A 22,691-nucleotide genomic window follows, 5' to 3' on the forward strand; every position below is an offset into this window, starting at 1 on the left:
TAGGAGCGTTCAGAAGTAGAGCTACGCGGCCATGGTCAGCCGCTGTTTTGGCGTGATGCCGCCCAAGGCCATGTTTGGGCGGTCATGATTGTAGTCGTACATCCACTGGGTGGCGAAGAGCTGGACTTCATCGAGATCCGCTCAGCAATACTGGGATAGCCACTCGTAACGTACCGTCCAGTTGAAGCGCTCGGCATAGGCATTCTGCTGAGGCTTGCCCGGCTGGATGTAATTCATCTTGATCATCCGCTTCTCTGCCCAGCGTTGAACCAAGTCGCTGATATTCTCTGGGCCGTTGTCGCAGCGAATCGCCGCCGGCTTGCCTCGCCATTCGATGATCTGTTCCAGCGCTCGGATCACCTGCTCGGCCGGCAAGGAGAAATCGATCTCGATGCCCAGTGCTTCCCGGTTGATTGAAATCATCGATCACATTGAACAGCCGGAAACAGCGCCCGTCTTCAAGCTGATCATGCATGAAGTCCATGGACCAGACCTGATTGATCGCCGTCGGCACCGCCAGCGGCTCCGGCCTCTTCCGCACCAGCCGTTTCCTGGGCTTGATCCGTAGATTTAATTCCAATTCCCAGCAAATGCGATAGACCCGCTTGTGGTTCCAGGCGAAGGCCTTCACGTTACGCAGATACAGAAAACACAGGCCGAATCCCCAGTTGCGATGATTGTCGGTCAGCCGCATCAGCCAGTCAGCGATTTCCTCGTCCTCGGCATTTTTCTTGGCCGAATACCGATAACAGGTTTCGCTCACTTGGAAGATGTCGCAAGCCAGGCTGATCGAGATACCTCTTTGGGACACCACTTCCTTGGCCACCTCACGCCGGCGAGATGGCCGAGTCACTTTTTTCCCAGGTACTCCTTCAGAATGTCGGCCTTGAGCCGCTCCTCGGCATACATCTTCTTGAGCCGGGCATTCTCCGCTTCCAGCTCCTTCATCCGGGCCCTCATCAAAACGTCGAGGCCGCAGTACTTCCATGTCATTTGTAAAACGTCGCCGAGCTGATCCCCAGCTCCCGACACAACTCCGACACCGACAGCACACCTTCCACCCGCCTCAACGCCTCGATGATCTGGCTATCCGAAAACTTCGACTTCTTCATGTAGAACTCTCCCTGAACGAGAAAAATCTAATTCTGTCCGCCTCTATTGGCCCGGGGGATTACCCTTTGACCAAATAAATCGGTCACCTCGACCGCGGTCCCTGAGCGCTCCTTGCGTGCGAACATAGGGGCCAACGCATTCTCGATTTTCTGCAACGGGATGTGATTGGCGAGAACTGCCAGCGGATGACGCAAATCGATCATTTGGTCGAGACGACTGCGGAAGAAATAATCGGTAGCCAAGGCGAGAATCCCCGTGTGGATCGTTATCGAAAACTCCCAGGTTTTGCAGGTAGCAGTAACGGTTTCTGGGAGTTTCAAGAGCCGCCATTTTACAATAATGCGTTTATAAAACAAATTGTTATTACATGTCGCAATGCCGGCTATTTAAAAATAGGAAACAAACAAATGATTTTCAATCGTCAAAACATAACTTTAATTCTTTATTTATAGAAAGTGCGAGTTGTAAATTATCAGTATAAATATTTGGACTGATGCGATCAACCAAGCCTCCGCGGCTTTCATATATTTGTTCCGCAACCTGAGAAGGCGTACCAACTACTGCAATCTTGCATAAAATATCATCGTCGATCAACTTTCCCATATCGTTCCATTTATTTGATCTAGACAAATCAAGCAAAGACTCATGAACATCGAGACGATCAATAGATTCCAGAACGGGTTTATAAGTGGGAGTTGAAGCGTAAAAAGCAATTTGTTGCCTCACAAAATTTTTTGCGATCTCAATCTCACTTGCATTTAAACCTGAAGCGACGATAACTTGACATGAAATCTCAAAACCATCCCTCGACCTCCCGCTTTTAGAAAACCCACAATTAAGAGTTTCTTGCAAAACTCTTTGCGTTTTTCATTGCGCAACCGCCTGATGTGTCCCACCACATGCGTAGCAGCATTTTGTCGGGATTTTCGAACCCATGAATGTGATCGCAGCGATCGATTTCGACGCATTCGAGCCGTTTTGTCGGGCGCAGTCGATAGCTGCCCGTTCCCGCGTGGGTGGGGAGGAGGACTTTGATGGGATCGGGTGAAGCGTACCTACAAGAGCAGCCGCATCAACTGATCGGCACTGAGCACCAGCACACCGAACATCAAATGGCTCATCACCTTGGCGGCGCCCTGCACGCGCACCTGATTGCCGCCGAACTCGTCCTTGAGCCGCGCGTTGCTGCGCTCGGCGACGGTGCGCTCGTTGTAGCGCACGGCGTCCGCCGGATCGAACGACTCCTTGAGTCCGCCACGTGGATTGTGATCGATCAGCGGTACGTGGTTCAGGCTACGACAGTGCTCGTGCAGATCGAGGCTGCAGTAGGCGGCGTCCATCACATCGTAGAGATTGGTCACGCGCTCGGCGCTGATCAGCGACAACGGGATCGCGGCGCGGCTGTCGTGCATCGAGGCCGCGGACAGCAGCGCCGATATCGGCACCCCACAGTCGGCGGTGTCGAGATGCAGCTTGTAGCCGTTCCAGCTGACCTTGTAGCCCTGCGCATTGGACTTCGTGCCGCGATCACAGGCGGTCGGAATCTCCGCCAGCATCTCAGCCAGGCACTGTCCGCGTTGGCGCTCGATCGGCGAGCGCGTGACCACCGTGCACTTTTCATCACGCCGTGGCCCACCCCGTTTCGTGCACGGTGTATGCCCCGACATCGAATTGGTCGCCGTTGCCGTCGTACCGCGCACCGGTCGCTCGCGCGCCTTGATCGCCGTGCCGTCGCGGCTGATGTGACCGATCAGCTGATCACCGAGATGCGTCTTGATCAACGTCTCATGCACACGCTCGGCCAACTTCGTGGTCGCAAACTCCTCGAAGGCCCGCGAAAACGTGGCTTCCGATGGCAACTTGCGGTACAGCGGGAATCCGCAAATCCGCCGCAGAGCCCGATCGATCATCAATCGCTCGATCAGCGCCGCAGTCGTGGTCAACCCCAGCGCCGCCTTGGCCACGAAGGCATTCGCGAGCCACGCCCGATCGTGTGGACGGCGTCCGACGCCGCACCAGGACGAGGCAACGAATTCCTCGATCCGCACCCACTCCAGCAGGTGGATCAATCGCTCGAGCTTCGGCGTCGTCTGGCCGAGGTCTTGCTTCAATTCGGGAAGCACCTCGTGCTGGATGACATGCCAGCGTTGCAGGATCAGGTCTCGACGGGTAGCATTCATGGCGTGGGCGATATGGTGTTGGATTTGACAACTGCATCATGCCAGAAATGGCCGCCCACTCTCCCTTCCTTTCCGCGCACCATCGCAAAAAATCCACGCTACCTCATGCGTTTTGCAAGAGGCTCTTAAGTGTCGGTAACGTATGCGTCAGAAGGTATTCTTTGGTGTGAAACGGATGAATAATATGTCCATCTCCTACCTCACCCGCCACCCTAACCATGGAATCACCAACTCCGCCTAAAAATATTTTTGGAATTCCGAAATTAGTTGGTCCTGGATTAAATGTAGGTGACATAAGCGTATGTTCATAAAAATTACCCTTAAAGTTCAAATCCGCACCATATTGCCAACAGTTCCATATAGATCGCAATGCGGAAACGTATTCCTTCATTCTGGCTGCCGGATGGGACCAAGGCATACTATAACGACGCTCTATATGTGCCTTAACCTGGCTCCCAAGACCTAACGTAAAACGTCCTTCAGAAATAAAATTCAAATCATAAGCAGTATGCGCGATAGTGAGTGGGCTTCTTCCAAAAGCAATTGCTACAGCAGTCATTAAATCGATATTTTTTGTACTTGCTGCGGCAAAAGCCAAGGGAATGAAAGGGTCATGTTGTCCCTCAAATGTATAAATACCATTAAAACCGGCCGACTCGAGTTCACAAGCAAATTTCTTGATTTCGTCAGGCGCGTTATTTAATAAACAAAAATCAAATTTCATTTCGACTCGACTAATCGTATTGACAGTGCTATTGTTCTATGAAAATTTTCTAATAATAAACACAGACATGAGAGATTGCGAAAAACAAAGCGCAGTTCTTCAAGCTGTTTAGATGAACATATTTCATATTGTCTACCTGCGTGTACGGTTGCATACAGAACATGTGTCCTTTAAAAGGACACACTCTACGCAAATACTCAGTAAACGATATAAATTGTGTCTAAAATTGACAACTCCATAAGTAAGTCAGTTTTACTGTCATCAGAGTATCTTGTTATATACTCCGGTGACCAACTAAATACCAGTTATGTGGAAAAACCTCTGCACATTATTCGATGAATTACGAGATATTGCGTAGGTTGGACAAAATAATGAGCCTCTTGCAAAACGCATGAGGTAGCGTGGATTTTTTGCGATGGTGCGCGGAAAGGAAGGGAGAGTGGGCGGCCATTTCTGGCATGATGCAGTTGTCAAATCCAACACCATATCGCCCACGCCATGAATGCTACCCGTCGAGACCTGATCCTGCAACGCTGGCATGTCATCCAGCACGAGGTGCTTCCTGAATTGAAGCAAGACCTCGGCCAGACGACGCCGAAGCTCGAGCGATTGATCCACCTGCTGGAGTGGGTGCGGATCGAGGAATTCGTTGCCTCGTCACGGTGCGGCGTCGGACGCCGTCCACACGATCGGGCGTGGCTCGCGAATGCCTTCGTGGCCAAGGCGGCGCTGGGGTTGACCACGACTGCGGCGCTGATCGAGCGATTGATGATCGATCGGGCTCTGCGGCGGATTTGCGGATTCCCGCTGTACCGCAAGTTGCCATCGGAAGCCACGTTTTCGCGGGCCTTCGAGGAGTTTGCGACCACGAAGTTGGCCGAGCGTGTGCATGAGACGTTGATCAAGACGCATCTCGGTGATCAGCTGATCGGTCACATCAGCCGCGACGGCACGGCGATCAAGGCGCGCGAGCGACCGGTGCGCGGTACGACGGCAACGGCGACCAATTCGATGTCGGGGCATACACCGTGCACGAAACAGGGTGGGCCACGGCGTGATGAAAAGTGCACGGTGGTCACGCGCTCGCCGATCGAGCGCCAACGCGGACAGTGCCCGGCTGAGATGCTGGCGGAGATTCCGACCGCCTGTGATCGCGGCACGAAGTCCAATGCGCAGGGCTACAAGGTCAGCTGGAACGGCTACAAGCTGCATCTCGACACCGCCGACTGTGGGGTGCCGATATCGGCGCTGCTGTCCGCGGCCTCGATGCACGACAGCCGCGCCGCGATCCCGTTGTCGCTGATCAGCGCCGAGCGCGTGACCAATCTCTACGATGTGATGGACGCCGCCTACTGCAGCCTCGATCTGCACGAGCACTGTCGTAGCCTGAACCACGTACCGCTGATCGATCACAATCCACGTGGCGGACTCAAGGAGTCGTTCGATCCGGCGGACGCCGTGCGCTACAACGAGCGCACCGTCGCCGAGCGCAGCAACGCGCGGCTCAAGGACGAGTTCGGCGGCAATCAGGTGCGCGTGCAGGGGCGCCGCCAAGGTGATGAGCCATTTGATGTTCGGTGTGCTGGTGCTCAGTGCCGATCAGTTGATGCGGCTGCTCTTGTAGGTACGCTTCACCCGATCCCATCAAAGTCCTCCTCCCCACCCACGCGGGAACGGGCAGCTATCGACTGCGCCCGACAAAACGGCTCGAATGCGTCGAAATCGATCGCTGCGATCACATTCATGGGTTCGAAAATCCCGACAAAATGCTGCTACGCATGTGGTGGGACACATCAGGCGGTTGCGCAATGAAAAACGCAAAGAGTTTTGCAAGAAACTCTAATGAGTGTGGCAGCTGATTTTCATCAAATCCGCCCGTTTTTTGGCTACTTTCAGCCCGTTTCGGGGCTCTTGCCCGTGCTGCGGGCACACTCATCCCCCGCAAGCCTGCAAAATTCGTTTGCGCGCCAGCCACAAATTGACCAACGCAAAGAGGGTGGCCAGGTTGGCTGTGTTCTTGGCCAGACCCTTGTAGCGCACCTTGGTGAATCCGAACTGGCACTTGAGCACCCGAAACGGATGCTCGACCTTCGCCCGGATACGCGCCTTGGTCCGCTCCAGCGCATCGACCAGACTGCCGCGCGGGGTATTCTTGTCCAGCACTCGGCGCTTGCCGGGCATCATCGCCACGTGCCAGTTCGGCTGTGGCTGATTCGCCTTGATCTCCTCGCGCTTTTCAACGCCTCGGTAGCCCGAGTCAGCGAAGACATCCTCTTCTTCACCGTGCAACAGTTCGTGTGCTTGCGTGACGTCGTGCGCGTTGGCCGATGTCGTCACCACCGTGTGCACCAGCCCCGAGTCGGCATCCACCCCAATGTGCGCCTTCATGCCGAAGAACCATTGGTTTCCTTTCTTTGTCTGGTGCATCTCAGAGTCGCGCGTACCCGTATCGTTTTTCGTCGAGGACGGGGCAGCGATGATCGTGGCGTCGACGGCTGTTCCCGCCTTGAGAAGCAAACCGCGCTCCGCCAGAATCATGTTGATGTGATCGAAGAGGCGTGTGCTCAAGCCGTGCGCTTCGAGCAGATGCCGAAAACGCAAAATGGTGCTCTCATCAGGCAGGCGGTCAACCCCCACATCCAGACCAGCAAACTCGCGGTACAGCGGCACGTCGTAGAGCGCCTCTTCCATGGCCGGATCCGACAAACCGAACCACTGCTGCAGGAAGTGGATGCGCAGCATCGTTTCCACTGCAAATGGCGGGCGCCCGCCTTTCGGGCCGGGTGTGGGTGCATACGGCGCAATGATTGCCACCAGATCCGCCCACGGCACGACCTGCTGCATCTCACTCAGGAACACACGCTTTCGCGTGCGCCGCGTCTTCAACTCAAAACCGCTCATGGAGGCAAGGCTCATCTGTTTCATGCGTCGACTGTCTCATACCAGGCGGATGCAAGCCAGGTTTTTACAGAGGTTTTGCAGAGGTTCCCTAACGACACACGGGGTGATCACGACGGATAAGTCGATCAGGTTGCGCTGCGCTTTCGTGCGATCGCTTCATGAGACCGAGGGCTGGCACGGACGGGGAAACGCCGGTGCCGCAGCCTACGCCGGTGCTTGGGTTGCAGCTTCGTCGAGATAATCGGCCCACCACTGCATCATCAGCACGCGCTCTTCAAAACGATCTCCCCGGTCGTAGGCACCCTTGACCTTGTTCTGCTCGACATGCGCAAGCGCACGCTCCACCGCATCCACCGACCACATACGCTGTTTCCGGCCGTCAATTTCAGCTACCGCTTCATTGAGGATCGTCGAACCCAGTGCCCGAAAGCCGTGGACAGTAGTACGTCTGTGAAAACCCATCCGGTATACAGCAAAGAGCATCGTGTTCTCGCTGACGGGCTTAATGTCGATCCGACCCGGCATCAGCCATCGGGTGTGGCCAGACACTTTGTGCAACTCCTGCAGTGTGGCAAGTGCCTGCCGCGACAGTGGAACCCGATGGATGAGACGATTTTTCATACGTTCATCCGGAACCGTCCAGACTCTTTCCTCAAGATCAAATTCGGCCCATTTGGCCTCACGAATTTCGCTGGTGCGAGCCAGCGTAAGGATGAGCAATCGCAGTCCCAGTCGAGTCGCTACATCACCATCATAGCTTTCCAGAGCACGCAAGAATCCGGGTAGTTCTGTGATATCAAGAGCGGTCTGTTTTCCCTTCTGCCGCGGTTTCAGGTGGCGATGAAGCTCACTGGCCGGATTGATATCCCGGTACCCCAGCGCAACCGCACGGGAGAACACGGCGCGGACACGCTGCAACACACGCGCCGCCACTTCTCCCGCACCCCGATCTTCGATGGCTTCGATCAGCACCATGATCTCGCGTGGCAGGATCGCATCAATCGGACGCGAACCAAGTTCGGGGAAGATATCTGCTTCCAGGGTGCTCCAGACCTGTGCCGCATGCTTGCGTGTCCAGCCATGCAGCTGCCGACTGTGCCACTCTTTAGCGACATCAAGGAAAGTCGGTGCTTTCGAGCCCGTCGACTGCTTCTCTGCCTGCTTGGCAGCGGACGGATCATCGAGCTTACAGGCGTTACGCCACTTATCACGGGCCTCCGCCAAACTGACTTTGGGGAAAGGTCCGATGCTGAGAGTCTTTTCCTTGCCATCGACGCGGTACTTGCCCCGCCACAGCTTGCCACCCGCCGGAGAGACGAACAGGTACAGGCCGTCACGGTCGTAAAGCTTGTACGCTTTGTCAGCCGCCTTCGCGTTTCGGATTTCCTGAACCGTGAGCATCTGGGGGTATTTTCCGCTGGGGGGATTTTATACCCCCAATAATACCCCCAAATGAGGCGTGCTAGGCAGCTATAACGAGAGACCTCGCGATATAGCTTTGCTAAGTGTATCTACTTGTTTTATAACAAGAAATTTGTGAAATCTAACGGTTTTTATAAGCTTATCAAGGGCTTAAAAACAGTAAAATGGCGGAGCGGACGGGACTCGAACCCGCGACCCCCGGCGTGACAGGCCGGTATTCTAACCGACTGAACTACCGCTCCGTGAATGCGTTCGTCTGCAGTTTGGTGGGTGGTGACGGGATCGAACCGCCGACCCCCTGCTTGTAAGGCAGGTGCTCTACCAGCTGAGCTAACCACCCCTGAGGCGAGACGCGCATTCTACAGATCCCACCCTTGATGTCAAAAGAAAATTTCCTGCTGTGTGCCGATGATCCGATGCAGCTCCCGCACGCTGCAGGTCTTTCGCGAAACATGGCTGGCACAGCCATCTCGGGATGGTCAAGAGCATCGGTAACGCAACGCAGGTACGGTCTGTTATCAACATGCAACACGCACACCCTGATTCCTAAGGGATTGCACTGAATTCTTGCAAAATCATTTCATATTATTTCTGCAACGTTTTGTTATTACACAATAAATTTGTTAGTTCGTAATTTGATCAATTACCACAAGTTCGCCATTTCCCCGGTATGGAGCGGCCGACAGACATATTGCTCACAGTTTTATCCACAGAAACTGTGAACAACTTCGTCAGGAACGGCCCCGCTCGCCAGATACCGTGTTGTGCTCTTTGCACAGCCAAGCCTGCACGATCTGCGTGGACCAGTCTGGACCAGCTTGCATGACATACCCCTCGGCAAAGGCTTGCCCATGATCACTCAGCAGCCACGCCCCGTCTTCGCGATAGCGCAGCAGGTGCACCAGGTTGCGTCTGCGCCTGGGGCGCGACAACGGGCGGCTTGCGATCTTCATGTCGGCGATATCGATGAGCCCGAGTCGGCCGTCGTCGTCGAGCACGATGTTGCCAAGATGGATGGAGCGGAAAAAGACCCCCAGATCGTGCAGCCGTGCAACGAAGCGACCAAGCCGGGTCCGCAATGCGGGCGTCTCACACTCGACTCGATTGCCCTGGACGAGCTGCCGCAATGTGGCACCTGGCAACGGGTGGTAGTGGACCACATCGCGCCGAATGCCCGGAAAGCGATGAACGGCGATGATCTGCGGGCAGGGTATGCCCAACCGCTCCAGCGTGACGGCATGGTCTGCAAATCGTCGCGCGTATGGGTACCAGAGTGCGGAAGACAGCAGCCGCTTGCGTCGGAAAAGCTTCAGGTAGCTGCCATCGCGAAGTCGCAACACCTTTTCGCCGTGGCCATCGGCCTCGATGACTTCGGCATCACCCCGCAGCACGAAGTAGTCGTTGGCACTCATCATTCGCACCCTTCGAAAAAGCCAGCGCTTCACCGCACGTCTCGTGCTTGCTGTCGCGGTGCGTACTTGCGCAGGTAGCGCCTCTCGAGCCGCCTGGCCTCGGCTCCAAGTCTGTCCAGCACTACCCGCTCCGCCTCCAGGGTGGTACGCAATGGCCCCGGAAAGTACTCACGCACGAAACGCAGCAGGTCACGCCGCGTCAGGCCGATGTCGAGTGCCGAGAAATACAATGCAGCCAGATCCTTGTCGCGCCAGCGGCGCGGCGTGTGTTCGCGCACCTGACTGCGGTGCAGATCGATCAGCGACACGCGCAGCGCGGTGGACGACGGCGCCGGATCGAGATGCAGCAGAAAATGGCACAGATAGAAGTCGCGATGATTCATCCCGCCTTCGTGCATGTGCCGCGCGATGCCTGCCACCTGCCGGATCAGCGCGCGCTTCAGCGCAGGCTGCGGTGGTTGCTGCAACCAGTTGCGACAGTAGTCCTCCAGACTGATCGTAGGGACCAGTTCATCCGTGACGATGAAGGAGTGCCGACGTGCCGGATTGCATCCACGTTCACCGTACGCCGCGACACGCAGCGTCGCGACACCAAGCTGCTCCAGCCGTGCAATGGCTTTCCACTCATTGGCTGCACCGAGTACCGGCAGGCGGCCTGACAGCAGATTCTTCCATATTTCACGCCAGCCGATTCCGTGGTGAATCTTCACGAAATAGGCACGCCCCTCGACTACCGTGCGTAACGTGCGGCGACCTTCCAGTTCGCGGAAAATCTCGCCATGCAGCGCATCCACTGCCTCGAAGGCATCACAGCCCTGCCATAGGCTGCGAAAAGGCTCCTTCAGCACCAGCACACTCATGCCGGCCGATCCCTCGTGCCGAACCTCAAGATCAGATCTGCAGCGCGCTCGGGCAAACTGTACAGATCTGCCCGGGCGGCGAAAGTGAGGCCGTTGAACTGCCAGCACCGGCGGGCATCTGCATCACCCAGCATCTCCGCCAAGGCCTGGTCAAGGTGTGCCTGCACGAAAGGTTCGGGCAGCACACGGCCGGCGTCGGCATCTTCGATGTAATGGGCATAGCCGCAAACGGCCGTCGTCAACACCGGCAGTCCGGCCACCAGGGCTTCGAGCAGCACGGTGCCGGTGTTCTCGTTGTAGGCAGGGTGGGCAAGAAGATCGGCTCCCAGCAGGAACCGCGGTATATCGCTGCGTCCTTCAAGAAAGAGAACCTGTTCGCCAATGCCCAGCTTTGCCGTCTGGCGCCTGAACGGCCTCGTCTGGTCCTGGCCGATCACGATCAATCGGGTGCGGCTGCGCAACGGCGGCGACAACGCCGCGAGTGCTTTCAGTGTACGGTCGAGGCCCTTGGTCCGGAAGCCGGAGCCGATCTGCACCAGCAGCAGATCATCGTCACTTGCGCCGAATTCGGCGCGAAACGCAGCACGCACGGCGACAGCATCGCTCGGCCGGCGCCGATCGGCGTCGATTCCGGGAGGAAGCAGGTGGAATCGGCTCTCCGGCGTGCCGTAGTACTTCACGAACAACGGTTGTTGCACGCCGGAAATCATCAGGATTTCGGTATGGCTCTGCGCGCCGAACACCGCGTGCTCGTACGCGGCAAAGTGGCGATAGCGGCCACCAAGCCGGTACAGCGGATTGCGCAACGTACGCGCCTTCGCCTCGAAGCAGGGATCGGCTGCATAGTACACGCCCAGGCCTGGCATCTTGTTGAAGCCGACAACACAGTCTGCCGGTCGGCACCCGAGGTCAGCCTGCACCCAGGCGGTGTACTTCCGGTAGCGCCGATGATTCAGCCACGCGCGCATCGGCACCTGCACCACTTCGAAGCCTGGCGGTATTTCGCCTTGCCATTCGCCCACATAGACCCGGATCGCATGGCCACGTACCTGACACGCCAACGCGATACGCAGGAAGTCGCGCTGCATGCCACCGAACGGGAAAAACTTATAAAGACAAAACGCGATTTGCATCAAAGGTATTCGGCAGAACGAGCCTCGGCAGTGACTCAGAACCGGGCATCGAGGTCGATCTGCAACGCATCGATATCGGCCCCCCGAAGCCCGCGACTGCTCGCAGCGTCCGATTCTGCCATGAACCAGGTGGCTCCGATCGTGAAATTCTCGAGGATCCCGTAACTCAGCTTCAATTTGTGACCGCTGGAGTTGGTGTAACCGGCTGCGAAATCGGATTCGGTCAAACCACCGACGACCGCGTTTGCCTCCACGTCACGGTAGCTGTAGTCAAGCGCAAGACGCTCGATGCTGCTACGCAGTCCGATCAGGTAGGCTGCGTCCTGATCACCATCGAGCGCAGCGCCGAAGTCACGAGCATCGCGATTGCGTACGTATTGGGCGTAAACCGACAACGGCAATGGCAACCCGGTCACATCGGCCTGCATGAACAATTCGTTCAGGCCGAAGCGGTCGGTGGAGTTGCCATTGGCACGAAACGCGCTCGTAGAACCAAACTGTTCGTTGTCGAATCCGAACAGGCTGCCACCGAGCGTCAGGTGCACGCGCTTGCCAACATCGAATCCAGAGCCGATCTGCAGGTGGTAGAGGGACAGGTCATTCCTGAATTCAAAGCCGTCACCATCCACACCATCGTTCATCGTGTAATAGCCGACGCTGCCGAACAATGTGACCGTACCGCTCTTCCTCGTGTACGCAAACGCCAGACCCTCGGGATTGATATCGGCATCCCACGCCACCTCGGCGACTGCCATCCACGGCTGCTTCATCTTGCCTGCAGAAATCCTCAGTCCGGGAACCGCCGTCGGCGTGTAATCGATATACGCGAGATCGAGCCACGCTGCCTTCTTGTCGAAATAGTTGTCCATATCCTGCATGAGCGAACGACGATCCGGACCGCTGCCACTGGCAATCCGTATCCCGGTTGCAACCTCGGGGTTGATCTTCGTGAACGCACCGAGCCGCGCACGCAGCCGCTGCCGATCCTTGTTGCGGCTGCCGGTGAAATCGGGCTCACCCCGGATATCGATCGACTCGTGCCTTACCCGCACATCGCCACGCAGTACGGTGTTTTCGACCCACCCTGCGGCACTCCGGAACGCGACGAAATCCTTCTTATCAGGAACTTCACTATTCGCCCGGGTCGCACCCCGGCTCTCGCGTGCCAGATCGCCCATCAGCTCCGCATGCTGTGCCCCGGTGATGGCACCATTTGCCAACAGCATGTCGAGCAGCTTCTCGTCCACCATACCTGCGTTTGTCTGGGCGACGCACGCCAGCACAACACTACCCAGCAGAAACTGCTTTTTCACGAAACCCATCCCGTACCCCTCCGTTGTGACTTGCGAAAACGCGCCAGCCGGCACCGCAACACGAACCGCCGAACCATGCATGAGCAATCACCGTCGATCACGGCAGAGCCACGATAAGCAAAGAATATGACGCCTTGACGACTGCGGTGTCCACGTCGTGAGCGGGAAATGCGTCCGTGCTGGCGCTCGTCAGACGGGCACGCAGGACAAATCGACGTTGCAGGATGCCGGATCGAGGCCGGCAACGATTTCCAACAGCTTGCCATCACCGTCGTGTGTCGTCACCGCCAGGTCGAGTGGTCGCGGATCCTGCAACTGCTTGCCGGTGCGATCGAGCAGTACCAGCAGTTGCGGACGCAGCCGGCGTGTACGGTAACCGGCGGTCGTGATTCCGACCTCACCATTGCTCAGCTCCACCAGCGTGCCCGCCGGGTAGGCGCCGATCGCCTGGATGAACTCTTCGATCAGATCTGCCTGAAAGTCCACGTCACGCCACGCGTAGAGCCGCTTTACCGCATTGCTCGGCGCCATTGCCTGCGCGTACGGACGCGGGCTGGTGATCGCATCGTAACAGTCGACGATCCCGGCGATCCGTCCGAAGATCGGTATGTCGCTCCCCCGCAACCCACGCGGATAGCCGTGGCCGCCATGGCGTTCGTGGTGGAACTCGACCATGTCGTTGATCGTGCGATTCAGAATGCCGGTGTCACGCAGCATCTCGAGACCGAAGTCTACGTGCGACTTCAGCAACTGGAACTCACCTGCCGACAACGGCATCGGCTTGCACAGCAATTCGTCGGGAATCTTCAGCTTGCCAACATCGAACAGCAGCGCACCAATCGCCAACCTTTGCAGGTCGACCCGTGGCAGTCCCATATGGCGCCCGAACGCTACGGCCCACACGGCAGCCCCTACCGAATGTCCGGCGATATATCCCGCTTCGTCACGGTTGCGGGCCAGCCACACGCAGGCGTCCGGATTGCGAATCATGCTCTCGACCAGCGGATTCACGGCATCGCGAATCCCGCTGACGTCGATCCGTGCGTTCCGGCCGTACTCTTCCATCATCTGCCGGTAGGCGAGCGCAACGTCTGCATACGCCGTGCGTGCAGGCGTCAGTTCCTGGGCGAAACCGCTGCTGTCCGTATACGCCTTGAGCTTGCGGTGCGGGAACAACTCTGCCGTGACACTCTCGCCACGAGGACGGAACTTCACCGGTCCGGTCGCCGCGCTGCCAGCAGCCGATACCGGGCGCGAAGCGATCGACGGCCGCAGCACCGACGTCCCGACGACGCGACTGCTGCGTGTCCGTCGATCGTTGCTGAGGCGGCTGCGCACCACGTCGACGTAGACGACGTCGCAATACTTTTCGAGCTCCTCGATATCGGTTTCGCTGCTGATATAGAAGCCTTCGACGAGAAACGGCGTCTCGATCCAGGGACGATCGAGAGCTGTCACGTACATACCGACTTCAAGGTCGGTCACAGCGGTGGGTACGGCGTTCATATCGAATATCGACTGAGTTGCTGCAGGCTTGAACCGGACCGTCCCAGACGCTCCGCTGTCTGGCCGACCGACTGGAAAATCCGCGTCATAGTCTAATCCACGCCAGCAGCGCGCGCACCGTCACGGCGCTTGCCGCGGCGATTCTGGCGTTCCTCGAGCAGTTCCAGTCGTAACGTCAACATCCACACCGAGCCACGCGCCTCCTCGATGCTGTCGCGGCGCCAGACATGTGCCGGCTCCACTTCCACGAAGATCCATGGCCGTGCCACGTTGCGTCGATAACGCACACCGACACCATAACCCGTCGTGAACTGATCCGGGTCCGTCTGCCCCGACACCGAAGCAAAGTAACTCAGGGCCTGCCGGGAATCGATACGGATCTGGTAGCTGAGAAGAGATCCCCATTCGGCGCCAGCGGTCTCTTCCCCATAGTCGACCTGGTTGGTCCACCGCACCATGCGATCAGTGCCGATCAGATAATCCAGGTCGACCCGACTCAGAGCTCCGAAGCCGTCGTCCTGCTTGTAATAGAGTTTCTCGCCAAACTGCACCCGCCAATCGTCGCCGAATGTCCGCAGGTACTTGTAACGCAGGCTGGTACGCAGATCGAGCGAGCCATTGAGGCTCATCGAAGCCCAAAGCCGTGACGCACCACGATCGGACAGGCGCAACTGCAGCCCTACATCCTTGCCGCCGCTGCTTTCCGGAACGACCTCCTGGTACTCTTCGTTTTCTTCGGAAAATATCAGGCTCAGACGCTTGCTGAGTCGCGGCAGGTCGACCTTGCCGCGCAGACGCAGATCGGTGTCGACGCCATGGTCTTCGTCGAGCACCGCCTCGCCACGCAAGCGCAATATCGTATCTGCCGACTCACGGTCCGAGGTCGGCGTGCCAAAGAACGAATCCAGCCAGACTGCGAGTGTGTCGCTGTGTGACGTCACGTACTCGTAGGACGTGTCCACCCAGCTTTGCTCAGCCGACGGACAGGGATCGTGTCCGGCGGTGCAGTCCGCATCGGGCGCCGCCGTTACCGTCAGACTGCAGAACCACAACAGGCACGGCAGCAGCATCCCGTATGGAACAACGCCAGAGCGCCGGGTTCCATCCGGCCTCGCTGGCAAACCCGGCCTGTTCACTGCACTCAGGCGCCGCCGGGTGCCGCGTAAAATCCGCAGAACACGTCGATGAACCGCGCCAGATCCTCCGGCGGCAAGCGGTTGATGCCAGCGGCTGCCTTGCGCCCACCGCCGGTCGCAAACTGCCGGCAGATCTCATCGGCTCCGGTACGATTCGTCAACGGGGCCCGCACACTGACCAGCAGGTCCCCTCCGCCGATTTCCGTCAGGACCGCGTGTGCCCGCTCCGGATGCAGGTTCACCAGATCGTTGCTGTAGACCCCGCTGACACGTCGCGCCCACGGCTCGTCGGGCAGCAGGAAGACCGCAGCCTGCGAAGTCTGGTGCATCGGCGTCAGCGCAGCCGCAGCAGCCATATCACCGCGATAGCCATCCTCCAGCCGTGCAAACGATTCATGGTCACCTTCGATGAACTGCAGCGGATTCGCGTATGGACGCAACCGCCGGAACAGCTCTTCCGGTGCGAAGTGCAGATCCTCGACTGCTGGTCCGTAACCGTTGTAGTTGATGTACGTACCCAGGCGCTCGGCTGCATCGAGGGCGGCACCATCGATTCCGATCTGCGCGGCGAGTGCGCGTGCGCTTGCCGCGAGGTTGTCTCCGAATGCGCCGACCACCGCCCACGCAGCCCACGCCCCGCCGAGATGTCCATTGACCAGCAGGCTGGTACAGACCTCCGGCGCAGTATTGATGATCGCCTGCAACCCCGGGTGATCCGGCACATCCCCGGGGATGTGGTGATCGACGTAGAACACCGTCGCCCCTGCGGCGAGCAGCCGGTCGAGGTCGGTCCGGTTTTTTTCCATCGCCACGTCCAGCACCGTGACCCGATCGCCATGTCCGGCGGAAACACGACGCAGCAGGTCGATATCGCGTTTCACTCCCGTGACCAGTTCACTCTCACGCGGCACGGCAAGATGCAATTGCATCAGCGCGCAGATACCATCGGCGTCACCATTGAATACATCCACATAGCGCATTTTTGCTTTCCTTTATTGGTATCAGCGATCCTTGGGCAATCGTACTGTATTCCCGGATTCCGGGAACAGGGCGAAGACAAAGGCCTGCAGCATCGTCCCGGCATCTTATGCTTGCACTCACGGCCTGCAAACACGCTCAGGCAAGCATAGCCTGCATCCAGCATAGCCTGCATCCGATCCCTGCACGATGCATCCGGCTGCAGGATGGATGATGCGCGGTGGTATTCGAGCGGAGAATGGGGGAACGGGCGCCCTGCGGCGCCCGTGGTTGGCGTTTACCGATCTCTCAAAGCGATACCTGCGGGCGCAGTTGCTCCAGCATCTTCTCACCGATTCCCTTCACATTGATCAGCTCGTCCACCGACTTGAACGGTCCATGCTGATCACGATACGCAACGATCGCCTCTGCCTTCTTGACCCCCACTCCGTTCAACGCACTTGCGAGCGTGGATGCATCGGCGGTGTTGATATTGACGCGCTGCGCGGCCTGCTGCACGGGTGCAGCAACTCTGGATGGTTCGGCCGCAACATGCGCGAGTGGAAGCGTGAGCAGCGACAGTCCGAACACCGCTGCCTTGAGAACGTCTGCGAGTTTCATGGAAATCCTCCTTGATACATTCGTCCATGCACGGTGCATCCATTGCACCGTGGACATACGCTAGCAAGTGGATTCAGCCAGGGCTGTACGAGATATCGGAGCCGATTTCGGTCAATGCCGCCAGCGGATCCACGGCCGCAGTAACCGGTCTGCCGATGACCAGATAGTCTGCACCCGCAGCAATTGCCTGTGCCGGCGTCAGCGTGCGCCGCTGGTCGTCTGCCGGCGCACGTGCAGGCCGAATCCCCGGCGTGACCAGCAGCGGCTGCGGCCCCAACCGTTCACGCAGCATCGATGTCTCACGAGCGGAACAGACGACACCGTCCAGACCGCATTCGAGCGCAAGTCCTGCCAGTCGCAACACCTGCGCATCCACACCGTCGCCGACACCGGTTTCGTTCAGCTCCGCAGCTTCCATGCTGGTGAGCACGGTTACCGCAATCAACAAAGGCCGCTGCTGCGTCGTGCCGAGCAGCACCTCACGCGCAGCACTCATCATGCGGCGCCCGCCACTTGCGTGCACGTTCACCATCCAGACGCCAAGTTCCGCCGCAGCACGCACTGCACCGGCAACCGTGTTGGGTATGTCGTGGAATTTGAGATCAAGAAACACGTCGAAGCCGCGCGCCACCAGCGCGCGCACCGGCTCGGGGCCTTCGGCGGTGAACAGCTCCTTGCCGATCTTCAGTCGACACTGATGCGGATCCAGACGATCGGCCAGTGCCAGCGCCGGAGCTGCACGGGGAAAATCGAGCGCAACGATCAAGCGTGACCCGGACCCCGCGATCGTGCTACCCGCGAGATTCATGTATCTCCGCCGCGCGAACGCGTCAACGCACGGCGCGCACGCCAGATCGCACCACCGCCGGCCGCAAGGCCGCACAGCCCCCCGGCGATGAAAGCCGCGACGATCCACACCGACAGCGCGGCCTCCGGCAGGCGCAACAGCACCAGATCCAGCGCCACCACCTCGTTGTTGGCCAGCGAAAAAAGGAACGCCCAGAAACCGACCACCAGTACGGACAACAGCAGCAACAGTCGCAGCAGACGGGTGCGGATCACTGTACTCAGCCGCTGCTTGCCTGATCCATATCGGGGTTCACGCGCTCGCGCATCTCCTTGCCGGGTTTGAAGTAGGGAACATACTTGCCCATCAGTTCGACCGCATCGCCAGTCTTCGGGTTGCGACCCCGTCGTGGTTCACGGTAGTGCAGCGAGAAACTGCCGAAACCGCGCACCTCGATACGTTCACCCTGTGCCAGGCTCGAGGCCATGTACTCGATGATCATCTTGACCGCGAGTTCCACGTCCTTCGGTGACAACTGTTGCTGCTGTGCAGCGATGCGTTCGATCAACTCCGATTTGGTCATGTGCAACTCGCTGTTTTTATTTGAAAAACATACGATGCCAAGCATAGTTGAGAACAGCGGGCGCGTCTAATGCAGGTATTCGCTGCAACCAGCACCAAGGCCATGTGATGACGGCGGAGCCCGCGAGCGGACCCCGCCGTTCTGGCGCGTCAGCGACGATCCATCTGTGCCTTGATCAGATCGCCGATCGTGGTTGGTGCTGCTGCATCAGCCTCCTCCCGCAACGCCTTGATCGCATCCTTTTCGTCCTGAACGTCCTTGGCCTTGATCGACAGCCCGATCACGCGGCTCTTGCGATCGACGTTGATGATCTTGGCCTCGACGCTGTCGCCCATATTCAGCACATTGCGCGCGTCCTCGATGCGGTCGCGGCTGATTTCCGACGCCTTCAGGATCCCCTGCACGTCATCGGCCAACTGCACCACTGCCGACTTCGCGTCGAGCTCGACGATCTTGCCCGTGACGATCGAACCCTTGTCGTTGACAGCGACGAAGTTGTTGAACGGATCCCCTTCGAGCTGCTTGATGCCAAGTGAAATGCGTTCGCGCTCCGGATCGATCGACAGGATCACCGTGCTGACGTCGTCACCCTTCTTGTACGCACGCACGGCTTCCTCGCCCGTCTCGTGCCACGAGATGTCCGACAGGTGCACCAGGCCGTCGATATTGCCTTCCAGCCCGATGAAGAGTCCGAAGTCGGTGATCGACTTGATCTTGCCGGTGATCCGTTCGCCCTTGGCATGCGCGGCCGCGAACACGTCCCACGGGTTCTCGGTGCACTGCTTCATGCCGAGCGAGATACGACGACGTTCCTCGTCGATGTCGAGAATCATCACATCGACCTCGTCGCCGACCTGCACGACCTTGGACGGATGGATGTTCTTGTTGGTCCAGTCCATCTCCGAGACGTGTACCAGACCCTCGACACCCTGCTCGAGTTCGGCGAAACAGCCATAGTCGGTCAGGTTCGTCACCCGGGCCTTGACCCGGGTGTTTTCGGGGTAACGCGACTTGATGCTGACCCACGGGTCCGCCCCGAGCTGCTTCAACCCGAGCGAGACACGGTTCGTCTCGCGGTCGAACTTCAGCACCTTGACGTCGATCTCGTCGCCGACCTTCACGACTTCGCTCGGGTGCTTGATGCGACGCCACGCCATGTCCGTGATGTGCAGCAGTCCGTCCACGCCGCCCAGATCGACGAAGGCGCCGTAGTCGGTGAGGTTCTTGACCACGCCCTTGAGCGTTGCGCCTTCCTGCAGATTCGCCAGCAGCGCCTCACGCTCGGCGCTGTTGGCCTGCTCGAGAACGGCCCGGCGCGAGACCACGATGTTGTTGCGCTTCTGGTCCAGCTTGATGACCTTGAACTCGAGCGGCTGACTCTCGAGGTGCGCGGTGTCGCGCACGGGACGCACATCGACCAGCGAACCGGGCAGGAACGCACGGATGCCTTGCACATCGACGGTGAAGCCGCCCTTGACCTTGCCGTTGATCATGCCACGCACGACTTCGCTGTTTTCGAACGCGGACTCGAGATTCTTCCAGGTTTCGGCACGGCGCGCCTTCTCGCGTGACAGCCGTGTCTCGCCATAACCGTCCTCGATCGCCTCGAGTGCGACGTACACTTCGTCGCCGATCTCGAGATGGAACTCGCCGTTCTCGTCGAGAAACTGGCTACGCGGTATCACTCCCTCGGACTTGAGTCCCGCGTGCACGGTGACCCATTCGCTGTCGATATCCATCACGACGCCGGTGATGATCGAACCGACATCCATCTCGACGGTCTTCAGGCTCTCTTCGAAAAGCTGCGCAAAACTCTCGGTCATTGAAATTCCCTGCTGCGGCAACGCCGCAAATGGTCTTGCCCGCGCCCCAGCCGGCTCGGGGTCAACGATGAAAAACCAGCCACCGGGATGCTGGATACAGGGTGCCCGGGGACCGGAACCACACGGTGCACTGCGGGAGCAGCGCGACCGCGACGGAGCATCAGATCATGCCCCTGCCTTTCACTTCGGCCATCAAGCGGAGAAACACCTCCGTGATGCCGATGCCCGTCGTATCGACCAGTACCGCATCGGGTGCTGCCCGCAACGGGGCCACCGCGCGTTCGGTATCACGCCGATCGCGCGCCTCGATCTCCTCCACGAGGCGCGGCAGGCTAACAGCTTCCCCCTTTCCTTTCAACTGCTTATAGCGGCGTTGCGCACGCTCGGAGACGCTTGCAGTGAGGAAAACCTTCAGCGTCGCATCAGGAAACACCACCGTACCCATGTCACGCCCGTCGGCCACCAGCCCCGGCGGGATGCGGAAGGCACGCTGGCGCATCAGCAGCGCGCTGCGCACACCCGGCACTGCGGCGACCTCCGATGCGAGCGCCCCGACCTGCTCGCTGCGCACGATCGCGCTTACGTCCTCGCCTTCGAGGACCACACGCGCCTCCCCGCCGCCTGCGCCCGGGCGGAACCGCACATCCAGATGCCTGGCCAGTGCCTCGAGCGCTGCATGGTCGTCGAAGTCGACCTCGTGCTTGCGTGCCGCAATACCGACCAGCCGGTACAGGGCTCCACTATCGAGCAGATTCCAGCCAAGCTCGCGCGCAAGCAGTCGGCACACGGTACCCTTGCCGGAGCCGCTGGGGCCATCGACCGTGACAACCGGAGCGTCCTTTTCCCTCGCCTTCCTCATCTCGAATTCCCGCTGCCCGCTTCAGGACGCAGCGGGTGCTACGGCGTGCTGGTCCACACGCAATCCGGCGTGTGCTGCAAGTTCACGGAAGCCCGGGAACGAAGTCGCCACGTTCGCGCAATCGCGAATCTCGATCGCCGCGCTCGCGCGCAGCGATGCAATCGCAAACGCCATCGCGATCCGGTGGTCGCTGCGGCTGTCTATTCTGCCACCGCCGAAGGCACCACCACGGATGCGAATGCCATCCGGCAATGTTTCGTGCACCACTCCGATCTGCTGGAAACCACGCGCCATGGCGTCGATTCGATCGCTCTCCTTGACCCGCAGCTCCTCGGCCCCGCACAACACCGTTTCACCGTCCGCACACGCAGCAGCGATGAACAACACCGGAAACTCGTCGATCGCAAGCGGCACCAATTCCACGGGAATCCCGACTCCACGCAATGGTGCATGACGCACACGCAGATCCGCAACAGGTTCGCCACCGCTCTCACGACGCGCCAGCATCTCGATATCCGCACCCATCAGACGCAGGATGTCGATCACCCCGGTACGCGTCGGATTCACTCCGACATTGCGCAGCAACAGATCCGAACCCGGCGTGATCGCCGCGCCGACCAGGAAGAATGCCGCCGACGAAATATCGCCGGGGACCTCGATGGCTGCAGCCTGCAACCGGCCGCCACCCTCGAGCATCACTGCCGCACCAGCGCGCCGTACGGGATAGCCAAACCCCTGCAGCATGCGCTCGGTATGGTCGCGCGTCGGTGCCGGTTCGATCACGCAGGTGCCGCCGCTCGCGTAGAGGCCGGCGAGCAACACCGCCGATTTCACCTGCGCGCTGGCTACCGGCATCCGGTACTCGATTCCGTGCAAGCTGCATCCGCCGTGCAGCCGCAACGGGGGACGGCCACCATCGGCAGTATCGATCCGCGCTCCCATCAGGCGCAGCGGATCCGCAACGCGTGCCATCGGCCGACGGGTCAGTGATGCATCACCGCTCAGGACCACGTCGAAGGGCTGGGCTGCCAGGAGACCGGACAACAGCCGCATCGAGGTACCCGAATTGCCGAGGTAGAGTGGCGCTTGCGGGGCGCGCAGGCCATGCATTCCCACCCCTTCGATGCGGACACGCCCGGCCTCTGGTCCACTGATCTGCACGCCCATGGCACGAAATGCTGCAAGCGTCGCGAGGCTGTCCTCACCGTCCAGGAAACCCTGTACCTCGGTCACACCTTCAGCCAGCGAACCGAGCATGATCGAGCGATGCGATATCGACTTGTCACCCGGTACGCGAATTTCTCCACGCAACGCACTGCCGCCACGTGCGACGTAATCGATCCGTTCCTGCTGCACCACGC

Annotated in this window: 20 protein-coding genes, 2 tRNA genes and 2 pseudogenes; 1 reads left to right on the plus strand and 23 read right to left on the minus strand. The window is 59.0% G+C overall.

Translation table 11 applies throughout. The features are described 5' to 3' along the window. Positions 1 to 21: 21 nt before the first annotated feature. The 5 genes and pseudogenes from H7A12_02395 to H7A12_02415 all read right to left on the minus strand — a co-directional run bounded on the left by H7A12_02395 (position 22) and on the right by H7A12_02415 (position 4,017). Positions 22 to 1,112 (minus strand): annotated as a pseudogene (locus H7A12_02395) (IS3 family transposase). A gap of 27 nt (positions 1,113 to 1,139) precedes the next feature. After that, positions 1,140 to 1,433 carry a hypothetical protein gene (locus H7A12_02400; GenBank protein ID MCP5319673.1) on the minus strand — a complete coding sequence of 98 codons (294 nt, stop codon included), beginning with the start codon at positions 1,431 to 1,433 and terminating at the stop codon, positions 1,140 to 1,142. Between the two features lie 94 nt (positions 1,434 to 1,527). Then, entirely contained in the window at positions 1,528 to 1,965 is a 438-nt protein-coding gene (locus tag H7A12_02405; protein MCP5319674.1) for an LLM class flavin-dependent oxidoreductase, read from the minus strand. Between the two features lie 203 nt (positions 1,966 to 2,168). Beyond that, positions 2,169 to 3,293 (minus strand): transposase, encoded by a 1,125-nt coding sequence (locus tag H7A12_02410; GenBank protein ID MCP5319675.1) that lies wholly within the window; start codon positions 3,291 to 3,293, stop codon positions 2,169 to 2,171. Between the two features lie 103 nt (positions 3,294 to 3,396). Next, positions 3,397 to 4,017, minus strand: a complete 621-nt coding sequence (locus H7A12_02415) for a TIGR03617 family F420-dependent LLM class oxidoreductase (protein ID MCP5319676.1) — start codon at positions 4,015 to 4,017, stop codon at positions 3,397 to 3,399. A 498-nt stretch (positions 4,018 to 4,515) separates the two neighbouring features. On the opposite strand from H7A12_02415, the pseudogene H7A12_02420 reads away from it, so the two are divergent. Next, positions 4,516 to 5,641: pseudogene (locus tag H7A12_02420) on the plus strand (transposase). Between the two features lie 308 nt (positions 5,642 to 5,949). On the opposite strand, the gene H7A12_02425 reads toward H7A12_02420, so the two are convergent. From H7A12_02425 to aroA, 18 genes are all read right to left on the minus strand, one after another. Next, the gene (locus tag H7A12_02425; GenBank protein ID MCP5319677.1) at positions 5,950 to 6,942 is read right to left on the minus strand and encodes an IS5 family transposase; all 993 of its coding nucleotides are present in this window, start codon (positions 6,940 to 6,942) and stop codon (positions 5,950 to 5,952) included. Between the two features lie 180 nt (positions 6,943 to 7,122). After that, positions 7,123 to 8,319: a tyrosine-type recombinase/integrase gene (locus H7A12_02430; GenBank protein MCP5319678.1), complete on the minus strand. Its 1,197-nt coding sequence runs from the start codon at positions 8,317 to 8,319 to the stop codon at positions 7,123 to 7,125. Positions 8,320 to 8,505: 186 nt separating this feature from the next. Continuing rightward, positions 8,506 to 8,582 (minus strand) — tRNA-Asp (locus tag H7A12_02435). Between the two features lie 22 nt (positions 8,583 to 8,604). Beyond that, a tRNA-Val gene (locus H7A12_02440) sits at positions 8,605 to 8,680 on the minus strand. Between the two features lie 391 nt (positions 8,681 to 9,071). Beyond that, positions 9,072 to 9,755 carry a toluene tolerance protein gene (locus tag H7A12_02445; protein ID MCP5319679.1) on the minus strand — a complete coding sequence of 228 codons (684 nt, stop codon included), beginning with the start codon at positions 9,753 to 9,755 and terminating at the stop codon, positions 9,072 to 9,074. Positions 9,756 to 9,781: 26 nt separating this feature from the next. Beyond that, the gene (gene rfaP / locus H7A12_02450; protein ID MCP5319680.1) at positions 9,782 to 10,612 is read right to left on the minus strand and encodes a lipopolysaccharide core heptose(I) kinase RfaP; all 831 of its coding nucleotides are present in this window, start codon (positions 10,610 to 10,612) and stop codon (positions 9,782 to 9,784) included. Then, a complete protein-coding gene (locus tag H7A12_02455; protein ID MCP5319681.1) occupies positions 10,609 to 11,745 on the minus strand; it encodes a glycosyltransferase family 4 protein in 1,137 nt (378 codons plus the stop codon). Before H7A12_02455 ends, rfaP begins: the two co-directional genes overlap by 4 nt. A 35-nt stretch (positions 11,746 to 11,780) precedes the next feature. Then, positions 11,781 to 13,067 (minus strand): putative porin, encoded by a 1,287-nt coding sequence (locus H7A12_02460; GenBank protein ID MCP5319682.1) that lies wholly within the window; start codon positions 13,065 to 13,067, stop codon positions 11,781 to 11,783. A 180-nt stretch (positions 13,068 to 13,247) separates the two neighbouring features. Continuing rightward, a complete protein-coding gene (locus H7A12_02465; protein MCP5319683.1) occupies positions 13,248 to 14,564 on the minus strand; it encodes an HD-GYP domain-containing protein in 1,317 nt (438 codons plus the stop codon). Positions 14,565 to 14,656: 92 nt separating this feature from the next. Next, entirely contained in the window at positions 14,657 to 15,526 is an 870-nt protein-coding gene (locus H7A12_02470) for a hypothetical protein (GenBank protein ID MCP5319684.1), read from the minus strand. A 179-nt stretch (positions 15,527 to 15,705) separates the two neighbouring features. Beyond that, complete coding sequence (locus H7A12_02475; GenBank protein MCP5319685.1) at positions 15,706 to 16,680, minus strand: DHH family phosphoesterase; 975 nt, start codon at positions 16,678 to 16,680, stop codon at positions 15,706 to 15,708. A 286-nt stretch (positions 16,681 to 16,966) separates the two neighbouring features. Next, positions 16,967 to 17,278 (minus strand): helix-hairpin-helix domain-containing protein, encoded by a 312-nt coding sequence (locus tag H7A12_02480; protein MCP5319686.1) that lies wholly within the window; start codon positions 17,276 to 17,278, stop codon positions 16,967 to 16,969. 73 nt (positions 17,279 to 17,351) lie between these two features. Beyond that, positions 17,352 to 18,086, minus strand: coding sequence for an orotidine-5'-phosphate decarboxylase (gene pyrF / locus H7A12_02485; protein ID MCP5319687.1), 735 nt, complete (start codon positions 18,084 to 18,086; stop codon positions 17,352 to 17,354). Then, positions 18,083 to 18,340 carry a DUF1049 domain-containing protein gene (locus H7A12_02490; GenBank protein ID MCP5319688.1) on the minus strand — a complete coding sequence of 86 codons (258 nt, stop codon included), beginning with the start codon at positions 18,338 to 18,340 and terminating at the stop codon, positions 18,083 to 18,085. The genes pyrF and H7A12_02490 overlap by 4 nt, the downstream gene beginning before the upstream one ends. Positions 18,341 to 18,345: 5 nt before the next feature. Then, a complete protein-coding gene (gene ihfB / locus H7A12_02495; GenBank protein ID MCP5319689.1) occupies positions 18,346 to 18,648 on the minus strand; it encodes an integration host factor subunit beta in 303 nt (100 codons plus the stop codon). Positions 18,649 to 18,797: 149 nt separating this feature from the next. Next, complete coding sequence (gene rpsA / locus H7A12_02500) at positions 18,798 to 20,471, minus strand: 30S ribosomal protein S1 (GenBank protein ID MCP5319690.1); 1,674 nt, start codon at positions 20,469 to 20,471, stop codon at positions 18,798 to 18,800. 160 nt (positions 20,472 to 20,631) lie between these two features. Then, a complete protein-coding gene (gene cmk / locus H7A12_02505; GenBank protein ID MCP5319691.1) occupies positions 20,632 to 21,330 on the minus strand; it encodes a (d)CMP kinase in 699 nt (232 codons plus the stop codon). A 21-nt stretch (positions 21,331 to 21,351) separates the two neighbouring features. Continuing rightward, positions 21,352 to 22,686 carry a 3-phosphoshikimate 1-carboxyvinyltransferase gene (gene aroA / locus H7A12_02510; GenBank protein ID MCP5319692.1) on the minus strand — a complete coding sequence of 445 codons (1,335 nt, stop codon included), beginning with the start codon at positions 22,684 to 22,686 and terminating at the stop codon, positions 21,352 to 21,354. Positions 22,687 to 22,691 lie beyond the last annotated feature (5 nt).

Source organism: Pseudomonadales bacterium, from assembly GCA_024234165.1.
Lineage (GTDB): Bacteria > Pseudomonadota > Gammaproteobacteria > Pseudomonadales > UBA5518 > UBA5518.

Coding starts and splice junctions, on each gene's coding strand:
- H7A12_02410 (MCP5319675.1), bottom strand. CDS start 3,293: ATGAATGCTACCCGTCGAGACCTGATCCTGCAACGCTGGCATGTCATC.
- rpsA (MCP5319690.1), bottom strand. CDS start 20,471: ATGACCGAGAGTTTTGCGCAGCTTTTCGAAGAGAGCCTGAAGACCGTC.
- H7A12_02475 (MCP5319685.1), bottom strand. CDS start 16,680: ATGCGCTATGTGGATGTATTCAATGGTGACGCCGATGGTATCTGCGCG.
- ihfB (MCP5319689.1), bottom strand. CDS start 18,648: ATGACCAAATCGGAGTTGATCGAACGCATCGCTGCACAGCAGCAACAG.
- H7A12_02465 (MCP5319683.1), bottom strand. CDS start 14,564: ATGAACGCCGTACCCACCGCTGTGACCGACCTTGAAGTCGGTATGTAC.
- H7A12_02430 (MCP5319678.1), bottom strand. CDS start 8,319: ATGCTCACGGTTCAGGAAATCCGAAACGCGAAGGCGGCTGACAAAGCG.
- H7A12_02445 (MCP5319679.1), bottom strand. CDS start 9,755: ATGATGAGTGCCAACGACTACTTCGTGCTGCGGGGTGATGCCGAAGTC.
- pyrF (MCP5319687.1), bottom strand. CDS start 18,086: ATGAATCTCGCGGGTAGCACGATCGCGGGGTCCGGGTCACGCTTGATC.
- H7A12_02455 (MCP5319681.1), bottom strand. CDS start 11,745: ATGCAAATCGCGTTTTGTCTTTATAAGTTTTTCCCGTTCGGTGGCATG.
- cmk (MCP5319691.1), bottom strand. CDS start 21,330: ATGAGGAAGGCGAGGGAAAAGGACGCTCCGGTTGTCACGGTCGATGGC.
- H7A12_02460 (MCP5319682.1), bottom strand. CDS start 13,067: ATGGGTTTCGTGAAAAAGCAGTTTCTGCTGGGTAGTGTTGTGCTGGCG.
- H7A12_02415 (MCP5319676.1), bottom strand. CDS start 4,017: ATGAAATTTGATTTTTGTTTATTAAATAACGCGCCTGACGAAATCAAG.
- H7A12_02425 (MCP5319677.1), bottom strand. CDS start 6,942: ATGAAACAGATGAGCCTTGCCTCCATGAGCGGTTTTGAGTTGAAGACG.
- rfaP (MCP5319680.1), bottom strand. CDS start 10,612: ATGAGTGTGCTGGTGCTGAAGGAGCCTTTTCGCAGCCTATGGCAGGGC.
- H7A12_02480 (MCP5319686.1), bottom strand. CDS start 17,278: ATGAAACTCGCAGACGTTCTCAAGGCAGCGGTGTTCGGACTGTCGCTG.